9 protein-coding genes are annotated in these 8,132 nt (G+C 73.1%); 2 read left to right on the forward strand and 7 right to left on the reverse strand.

The window, feature by feature from the left end; all coding sequences use genetic code 11:
- Positions 1-245: 245 nt before the first annotated feature.
- Both Q0L15_RS08450 and Q0L15_RS08455 read right to left on the reverse strand, forming a co-directional pair.
- The gene (locus Q0L15_RS08450) at positions 246-608 is read right to left on the reverse strand and encodes a VOC family protein (protein WP_296603608.1); all 363 of its coding nucleotides are present in this window, start codon (positions 606-608) and stop codon (positions 246-248) included.
- Positions 605-1,387 carry a trans-aconitate 2-methyltransferase gene (locus tag Q0L15_RS08455; protein ID WP_296603610.1) on the reverse strand — a complete coding sequence of 261 codons (783 nt, stop codon included), beginning with the start codon at positions 1,385-1,387 and terminating at the stop codon, positions 605-607. Before Q0L15_RS08455 ends, Q0L15_RS08450 begins: the two co-directional genes overlap by 4 nt.
- A gap of 93 nt (positions 1,388-1,480) precedes the next feature.
- Here Q0L15_RS08455 and Q0L15_RS08460 point away from each other — a divergent pair, with 93 nt between their 5' ends.
- Positions 1,481-1,969, forward strand: a complete 489-nt coding sequence (locus Q0L15_RS08460) for a MarR family transcriptional regulator (RefSeq protein WP_296603611.1) — start codon at positions 1,481-1,483, stop codon at positions 1,967-1,969.
- 34 nt (positions 1,970-2,003) lie between these two features.
- On the opposite strand, the gene Q0L15_RS08465 is transcribed toward Q0L15_RS08460, so the two are convergent.
- The 4 genes from Q0L15_RS08465 to rsmA all read right to left on the reverse strand — a co-directional run bounded on the left by Q0L15_RS08465 (position 2,004) and on the right by rsmA (position 6,909).
- Positions 2,004-3,230 (reverse strand): hypothetical protein, encoded by a 1,227-nt coding sequence (locus Q0L15_RS08465; RefSeq protein ID WP_296603612.1) that lies wholly within the window; start codon positions 3,228-3,230, stop codon positions 2,004-2,006.
- A 115-nt stretch (positions 3,231-3,345) separates the two neighbouring features.
- Positions 3,346-5,157: an ABC-F family ATP-binding cassette domain-containing protein gene (locus Q0L15_RS08470; protein WP_296603614.1), complete on the reverse strand. Its 1,812-nt coding sequence runs from the start codon at positions 5,155-5,157 to the stop codon at positions 3,346-3,348.
- On the reverse strand, positions 5,150-6,055 hold the full coding sequence (locus Q0L15_RS08475) for a 4-(cytidine 5'-diphospho)-2-C-methyl-D-erythritol kinase (RefSeq protein WP_296603615.1): 906 nt from the start codon (positions 6,053-6,055) through the stop codon (positions 5,150-5,152). The genes Q0L15_RS08470 and Q0L15_RS08475 overlap by 8 nt, the downstream gene beginning before the upstream one ends.
- Entirely contained in the window at positions 6,046-6,909 is an 864-nt protein-coding gene (gene rsmA, locus Q0L15_RS08480; RefSeq protein WP_296603616.1) for a 16S rRNA (adenine(1518)-N(6)/adenine(1519)-N(6))-dimethyltransferase RsmA, read from the reverse strand. Before rsmA ends, Q0L15_RS08475 begins: the two co-directional genes overlap by 10 nt.
- 99 nt (positions 6,910-7,008) lie before the next feature.
- Here rsmA and Q0L15_RS08485 point away from each other — a divergent pair, with 99 nt between their 5' ends.
- Positions 7,009-7,608: a hypothetical protein gene (locus tag Q0L15_RS08485; RefSeq protein WP_296603617.1), complete on the forward strand. Its 600-nt coding sequence runs from the start codon at positions 7,009-7,011 to the stop codon at positions 7,606-7,608.
- Positions 7,609-7,622: 14 nt separating this feature from the next.
- Here Q0L15_RS08485 and Q0L15_RS08490 read toward each other — a convergent pair.
- The coding region (locus tag Q0L15_RS08490; protein WP_296603618.1) for a resuscitation-promoting factor at positions 7,623-8,132 on the reverse strand (510 nt) is incomplete at its 5' end.

An 8,132-nucleotide genomic window follows, 5' to 3' on the forward strand; every position in this document is an offset into this window, starting at 1 on the left:
GGCGGTCAGGGCACCCCCTTCGTATGACGTCCCCGGGTGGCGCGACGGAGGTCATGCGAGGTGGCTGCCCGGGCGACCAGGTCGTACGACGTCCCGGCGACCAGACCTCGGCGGCATCCCGACAGGTGCGTCTTCCCGGTCCTGGGCGCCGCCGCCTCCCGGTGCACCCACACCCGTTCAGCAGGAGAGCCGGTCCACCGGGGATCCTCCGCCCGCGTCGCCCCGGCGCAGGACTCAGCCTGAATTCAGGCCAGGATCTCGACCCGGTTCCCGTGCGCGTCGAAGACGTGGAACCGCTCGAAGCCGGGGAACGTCCGCCGCTGGGACCAGTCGACCTCGAAACCCAGACCGACCAGGCGCGCGGCGACCCGCTCGAGGGAGGCGACGTCGTCGAGCACTAGAGCCGGGTGCGCCTTGCGGGCCGGCGCGAACGGGTCCTCCACCCCCACGTGGATCTCGGCCGCGCCGGAGCGGAACCAGGCCCCGCCCCGGGCGCGCAGGTCCGCGGGCTTCTCGACCTCGGTCATGCCCAGGCCGTCGCGGTAGAAGCGGCGCGCACCGTCCTCGCCGCCGGGCGGACAGGCGACCTGGACGTGGTGGAGCCTCATGCCGGCAGCTGGGCGACGACGAAGATCCGCCGGAACGGCAGCACGACGCCGTACGGGCGGGCCGGGTAGGCCTCGGCCAGCCGCCGCTTGAGCTCCGCCTCGAACCCGGGACGCAGGTCCGCGGGCAGCGCCTGCAGCGTGGGGCGGGCGCCGGTGCCGGAGACCCAGGTGAACACCGGGTCCTCGCCGGTGAGGACGTGGAGGTACGTCGTCTCCCAGGCCTCGACCGTGCATCCGATCCCGACCAGAGCGTCGAGGTAGTCGGCCGGGTCGTGGCTGCTGGGGACGGCCACGCCGCGGGTGTGCTCGGCGTACGGCGGCTCGGCTGCGAGCTCGTCGCGGATCGTGTGGCTGGGCTCCCCGAAGTTGCCCGGCACCTGGAAGGCGAGCCAGCCACCGGGAGCGACCGCGGAGACCAGCCGCGGCAGCAGCGCGAGGTGGCCGGGCACCCACTGGAGGGTGGCGTTGGAGACCAGGACGTCGACGGGCTCGGCCGGTGTCCAGTCGCGCAGGTCCCCGACCTCGAACACGACGCCTGGCGCGACCCCCGGCGCGGCCGAGCGCGCCGCGGCGATCATCTCGGGGCTGGAGTCGATGCCGACGACCTCCGCATCGGGCCAGCGCTCGGCGAGCAGCGTCGTGAGGTTGCCCGGGCCGCACCCCAGGTCGACGACCGTGCGCGGTCGATCGGCAGGCACCCGCGCAAGGAGGTCCGCGAACGGCCGCCCGCGTTCGTCGGCGTACACGAGGTAGCGGGCGGGGTCCCAGGTGTGCGTCATGCCGAGCCTCCAACTATCTTGACGTCAAGACATCGTGGAGCACTCAGTCTCTCGATGTCAAGATTCTCGACGGCATCCGCTACGCTCGATCCCATGCGGGACGAGGTCGACGCTCTGGTCGAGGCCTGGGCGCGCGAGCGCCCCGACCTCGACCTCGGTCCGGTCGAGGTGTTCAGCCGGATCAGCCGGCTCTCGCGCCAGCTCGACCTGGCTCGGCGCGACGCGTTCACCGGCGCGCGCGTGGAGCCCTGGGAGTTCGACGTCCTGGCGGCGCTGCGTCGCGCCGGCCGTCCCTACGAGCTCTCCCCCGGCCGGTTGATCCGCGAGACCCTCGTGACCAGCGGCACGATGACCAACCGTGTCGACCGCCTCGCGGCTCGGGGACTCGTCGAGCGGCTCCCCGATCCCCACGACCGCCGCGGCGTGCTCGTGCGGCTCACCCCCGAGGGACGCGCCGCCGTCGACGAGGCGTTCGAGGCACTGCTCGCCGCCGAGCGGACGTTCCTGGCCGCCCTGCCCGAGCGCGACCGCACCCGCCTGGCCGCGCTGCTGCGCACGCTCTCGGCGCCGTTCGCGGACTGAGCACTCTGGGCGCTCTGGGCCGCTCTGGGCGCTCCTACCGCTTGCGGCGCACCCGCTCGCACTGCTGCAGCCCGTCCTGCGCCACGATGTCGACCTTGTCGGCCAGCACCGCGTCCGCCCCGCCGCCACAGTTCACGCTGTCCCGCTTGCCGTCGGCGACGGTGATGACGTCGTTGCCGTTGTTGGTGCAGCACGAGCTGCTGTCGCCGTAGACCGAGTCCTTGCCCGGGCCGCCGTCGATCTTGTCGCTGTCGGCCCCGCCGTAGAGCTTGTCGTTGCCGCCGCCGCCCGAGATGCGGTCGTCGCCGTAGTTGCCGCTCAGCTCCTCCGCGTGGGACGACCCGACCAGCCTGTCGTCGCCCCCGGAGCCGAGCACACGCTCGATGTCCGAGTGGTAGTTGTCGCCACCGTCGCCGCCGACCGCGTCGTTGGCCCTGTCGTCCAGGCTGACCGTCGCCCCGTTGACGTCGAGCGACAGGTTCACGGTGTCCTTGCCGGATCCGCCGCGAACGTCGTCGGCACCGGTGTCGATCTTGCCCCCGCCCCAGTAGCCGCTGGTCTCACTGGAGAGGACGTCGTCGCCCGGGCCGCCGTCCTGCTTGTCGGCGCCGGGGCCTCCGTAGATCGTGTCACTGCCTCCGTCGCCGAGGATCTTGTCATCGCCGCTCAGGCCCAGGATCTCGTCGCTGCCGTCGCCGCCGTGGATCTCGTCCAGGCTCGAGCTGCCGACGACGAAGTCGTCCCCGCCGCCGGAGTCGACGTACGTCCCAGCCGCCGCGATACCCATGAGCTCGAGGTCGTCGCGGCCGGAGCCGGAGGTGACGACGAACTGCTGGTCCGGGCAGTCGCTCGAGGCGACGAACCGGTTGGCGCCCTCGCCGAGGTCGGCGACCAACGCGGTCATGCAGACCCCGCTCTGGTAGACACCGTCGTTGGCCGAGCCCATCGAGGCGACCACCGCGTCCAGCGCGCAGACGATCCCGGCCGTCACCGCCGCACAACCGTCCGGAACAGTGCCGAATCCCGGCCCGCTGTGTCCGGCGACCTCCGCGAACGTCACCGACACCGCGTCGTAGGAGAAGTCCCAGCCGATGGAGAGGTCGCCGGACGTGGCGGTGGCGTCGACCACGATGGTCGCCTCGGGCAGGCCGTACGACGAGGCCAGCTCGGCGGAGATCCACCCGACCTGCGCCGGCGACACCGCCTGGGCGGGCGACGCCGTCAGGGCGCCGAGGCCGACCGGCAGCGCGACCGCAGCCACCACACATCCCACGCGCCGTCCGAGACGGCCGACCTGCTTCCACATGTCCATGGGCAACGAGCATCGCGAGCCGACCCCGAGGAGGCCATAGTCGAGAAGGGCTATTGCCCGAGTCCTACTGGAGGACCTCCGCAGCCTCGAGCCACTCGAGCTCGAGCTCGTCCTTCTCGGCGGCGAGCGCCTGCAGCTGGGTGCTGAGCTCGGCCAGCCGCTCGTAGTCGTGCGCGTGCTCGAGCACCTCGGCGTTGAGCGCCGCCTCCTGCTCGGCGATCCGCTCGAGGCGCTTGTCGATGCGCGCGATCGTCTTGCGTGCGGTGCGCTCCTCGGCGCTGCCCGGCTTGGCCTTCGGCGAGGACGGTACGGCGGGCTCCGGCGTCTGCTCGGAGGCGGACGCCGCCTCGGCCTGGGCGAGCCCCTCGAGGTGCAGCGCCTCGGCCCGCCGCTCGAGGTACTCGTCGACCCCGCGCGGCAGCATCGAGATCTTGCCGTCGTCGAGCAGCGCCCACACGGTGTCGGTGACCCGCTCGAGGAAGTACCGGTCGTGCGAGACGACCACGAGCGTGCCGGGCCAGCCGTCGAGGAAGTCCTCGAGCACGTTGAGCGTCTCGATGTCCAGGTCGTTGGTCGGCTCGTCGAGCAGCAGCACGTTCGGCTCGGTCAGCAGCAGCCGCAGCAGCTGGAACCGGCGCCGCTCGCCACCGGAGAGGTCACCGATCCGGGCGGTCAGCCGGTCGCCGGTGAACCCGAACCGCTCGAGCATCGAGGTCGCGGTGATCTCGCCGTCCGCGGTCTTGGTGACCCGGCGGATCGACTCGACCGTCGGCAGCACCCGGCCGTCGGGGTCGAGGTCGTCGAGCTGCTGGGTCAGGTGCTGCATGGCGACCGTGCGCCCGACCTTCACCTTGCCCGCCGAGGGCGTGAGCTCGCCGGAGAGCAGCGAGAGCACGGACGTCTTGCCGGCGCCGTTGACCCCCACCACGCCGACGCGGTCGCCCGGGCCGAGCCGCCAGGTGGCGTGAGAGAGCAGCCGGCGCTCGCCGCGCACCAGGTCGACGTCCTCGACGTCGATCACGTCCTTGCCCAGCCGCTGCGTGGCGAACCGCTGCAGCTCGAGCCGGTCCCGCGGCGGCGGGACGTCCTCGATCAGCTGGTTGGCCGCGTCGATGCGGAACTTGGGCTTGGAGGTGCGCGCCGGCGGGCCACGGCGCAGCCACGCGAGCTCCTTGCGGACCAGGTTCTGCCGGCGGATCTCCGAGGCGGCCGCCTGGCGCTGCCGCTCGGCCTTGGCGAGCACGAACGCGGCGTACCCGCCCTCGTAGGCGTCGACGACGCCGTCGTGGACCTCCCAGGTCCACTGGCACACGGCGTCGAGGAACCACCGGTCGTGGGTGACGACGACGAGCGCGGACGTACGCCGGACCAGGTGCTGCGCCAGCCACGCGACGGCCTCGACGTCGAGGTGGTTGGTGGGCTCGTCGAGCACGATCAGGTCGTGGTCGCCGAGCAGCAACGCGGCCAGCGAGCAGCGGCGCCGCTCGCCGCCCGACAGACCGAGCACGGAGCGGTCGAGCGCCACGCCGGCCAGGAGCACCTCGACGACCTCGCGGGTGCGCGCGTCGGCGGCCCACTCGTGGTCGTCGCGGCCGCCGAGCACGGCCTCGCGCACCGTGTGGGTGTCCTCCAGCTCATCGCCCTGGTGGAGGTAGCCGATGAGCAGTCCGCGCTGGCGGGACACGCGTCCGGAGTCGGGCTCCTCGATGCCGGTCATCACCTCGAGCAGCGTGGTCTTGCCGTCGCCGTTGCGGCCGACGATGCCCACCCGCTCACCGGCGCCGATGCCGAGCGAGACCTCGGTGAGCAGCGGGCGCACGCCGTACGCCTTGGAGACCCGCTCGAGGTTGACGAGGTTGGTCGCGACGCTAGGCATACGACACCAGGTGAGCGCCCGCGACGGGGCCGTTGGCGGCGAGGACGACGGCGTGGCCGGCGCCGGACAGGTCGGCGGCCAGCGAGCGCGCGTGGTCGGCCGAGCCGCAGAGGAACACGCAGGTGGGACCGGAGCCCGACACCAGGCCGCGCAGCGCACCGGCCTCCTCCCCCCGCTCGATCAGCCGGCCGAGCTCGGGACGCAGGTCGATCGCGGCGGCCTCGAGGTCGTTGTGCAGGGCGTCGGCGAGCGCCCAGGTGTCGCCCGTGGCGATCGCCTCGAGCAGCGCGTCGGCGGGGACCGGCTCGGACGGGGCGTCGGAGAACATCCGGTCGAAGTGCCGGTAGACCTCGGGGGTCGACAGCCCGACGGCGGACGGCACGACGACCCACCACCACGTGCCGCGGTCGTCGACGGGGGTGACCACCTCGCCGCGTCCGACGCCGAGCGCGGTCCCGCCGAGCAGCGCGAACGGGACGTCGCTGCCCAGCTCGGCGGCCAGGCGGAGGAGGTCGTCGTCGGTCGTACCGAGGCCCCAGAGGCGGTCGAGCGCGACGAGCGCCGCCGCGGCGTCGGCCGACCCGCCGGCCATGCCGCCCGCGACCGGGATCGCCTTGGCGATGTGCACCTCGCCGAGCGGCTCGACGCCGTGGTGGGCGGCGAGCAGGCCGGCCGCCCGGTCGACGATGTTCTCGCCGCCCAGCGGCACGGCGTCGTCGTCCATCCAGTCCGGGACGGTGACTCCGATGCTCCAGTCGGGGGCCATCCGGGCGGTCACGTCGTCGTAGAGGCCGACGGCCTGGTAGACGGTGACCAGCGGGTGGTAGCCGTCCTCGCGGGGAGCGCCGACGCCGAGATGCAGGTTGATCTTCGCCGGGGCGCGCACGGTCACCTCCACGGCAGCCCCTCCGCGATGCGGGCGAAGTCCTCCACGCGCAGCGACTCGCCCCGGGCGAGCGGGTCGATGCCCGCGCGCTCGAGCGCGGCATCGACGTCCTCGGCGGGCGCGAGCGAGCGGAGCACCCCGCGCAGCACCTTGCGCCGGTGGGCGAAGGCGGCGTCGACCACCGCGAACACCTGCTCGCGCGTGGCGGTGGTGGTCGGCGGCTCGCGGCGGGTCCACGCGACCAGCCCGGAGTCCACGTTGGGCGCGGGCCAGAAGACGTTGCGCCCGATCGCGCCCGCACGGCGTACGTCGGCGTACCAGGCGGCCTTGACCGAGGGGACGCCGTACACCTTGGAGCCGGGGGCCGCGGCCAGCCGGTCGGCCACCTCGGACTGGACCATGACGAGCCCGCGCTCGAGCGAGGGCAGCAGCATCAGCAGGTGCAGGAGCACGGGCACCGAGACGTTGTAGGGCAGGTTGGCGACCAGGGCCGTCGGCGCTGGGCCGGGGACCTCGGTCACGCGCATCGCGTCGGCGAGCACGACCTCGAAGCGGTCGGCCTGCCCGGGCGCGTACGTCGCGATCGTCTCGGGCAGCCGGGCGGCGAGCACCTCGTCGACCTCGATCGCGACCACGCGCCCGGCCACCTCGAGCAGCGCCAGGGTGAGCGAGCCGAGTCCGGGGCCGACCTCGACCACCACGTCGTGGTCGGTGACGCCGGACTCGCGGACGATGCGGCGCACGGTGTTGGCGTCGATCACGAAGTTCTGCCCGCGCTGCTTGGTGGGTCGCAGGTCGAGCTCGGCGGCGAGCGCCCGTACGTCCGCCGGTCCGAGGAGCCTCGGACCAGCGGAGGTGTCAGACATGTGCGCCAGCGTAGTCAGGGCGCCCGCGGGACCTATGCCCCTGGTCGCCGAGCCCGCTGCGAGCGACGGTGATGACGTCCACGCACTCCGGGAGGCGCCATGTGGACCTCGACCACTCTCGCGGGCGCTGCGGTCGCGATGACCGCGCTCCTCACCACCAGCGTCGCGACGCCGGCGGGCGCCGATCCCACGCGCCAGGAGCCCGCCCGGGTGGCGCTGGCCGACGGCACGGGCGACGTGTGGGTCATCGGCCCGGGCGAGGACGACTGGGACCCCTTCGGGGAGCGGGCGACGATCGACACCGTCGCCGGGACGGCGCGGCACCGGGCGCATGCGGTGACCGCCTCCCTCGCCTTCCTCGACCTCCGCCGGGTGCAGTCGAAGGACTTCGACGTCCGGATCCGCACGGGCGCCGGCACCTACCGCGCCATCGTCTCGACGGACTCGGAGCACCCCGAGGGCCGGCACCGCCTGATCGACCGGTCCGAGTCGAGGGTCGCCTGCCCGGGGCTGGCCCACGACATCGACTACACGGCCGACACCGTGCGGGTCCGCGTTCCGCGCAGTTGCCTCGGGGCCCCGCCGTGGGTGCGGGTCGCCCTGAGCGCGTACCTGTTCCGGATCTGGGACACGCTCTCGGACAACCCGCACGACGACGGGCCTGAGGCGACGCTCACCGAGCGCCTGCCCCACGAGTGAGTCGAGGCTCAGGCTCAGGTGGGCAGGCCGAGCGCGCGGGCGCAGCCCGGCCAGGCGCCGTAGCCACCGGAGGCGTTGCGCAGCTTGGTGGCGATGGCGATCTGGGTCTCCCGGCTGGCGTTGCTCGGCAGGCCGGAGCCGCCGTACGCCTGCCAGGTGCCGAGGCTGAACTGGAGGCCGCCGTAGTAGCCGTTGCCGGTGTTCGTGGCCCAGTTGCCGCCGGACTCGCACTGCGCGAGCCGGTCCCAGACGCTGTTGCCCGACGCGAAGTTGGTCGCGGCCGGCTGCTCCTTGGTGCCGACCTTGACGATCTCGTCCACGGGCTGGCGCAGGACCTTCTGGCTCAGCACCTTGCGCACGGTGATCTTCCCGTTGCGGTAGACGATCCGGTAGGTCACGTCGCGCAGACCGGTCTTGCCCTCGCGGACGACGTCGGTCTCGCCCTGGTACATCGAGCCGTCCTGCTGCTCGACGGTGCCGAAGTCCACGACCTCGCCGTCGACGTGCTTGGTGACCACCTTGAC

Source organism: Nocardioides sp. (assembly GCF_024509035.1).
In the GTDB taxonomy this organism is placed as follows: Bacteria; Actinomycetota; Actinomycetes; order Propionibacteriales; family Nocardioidaceae; genus Nocardioides.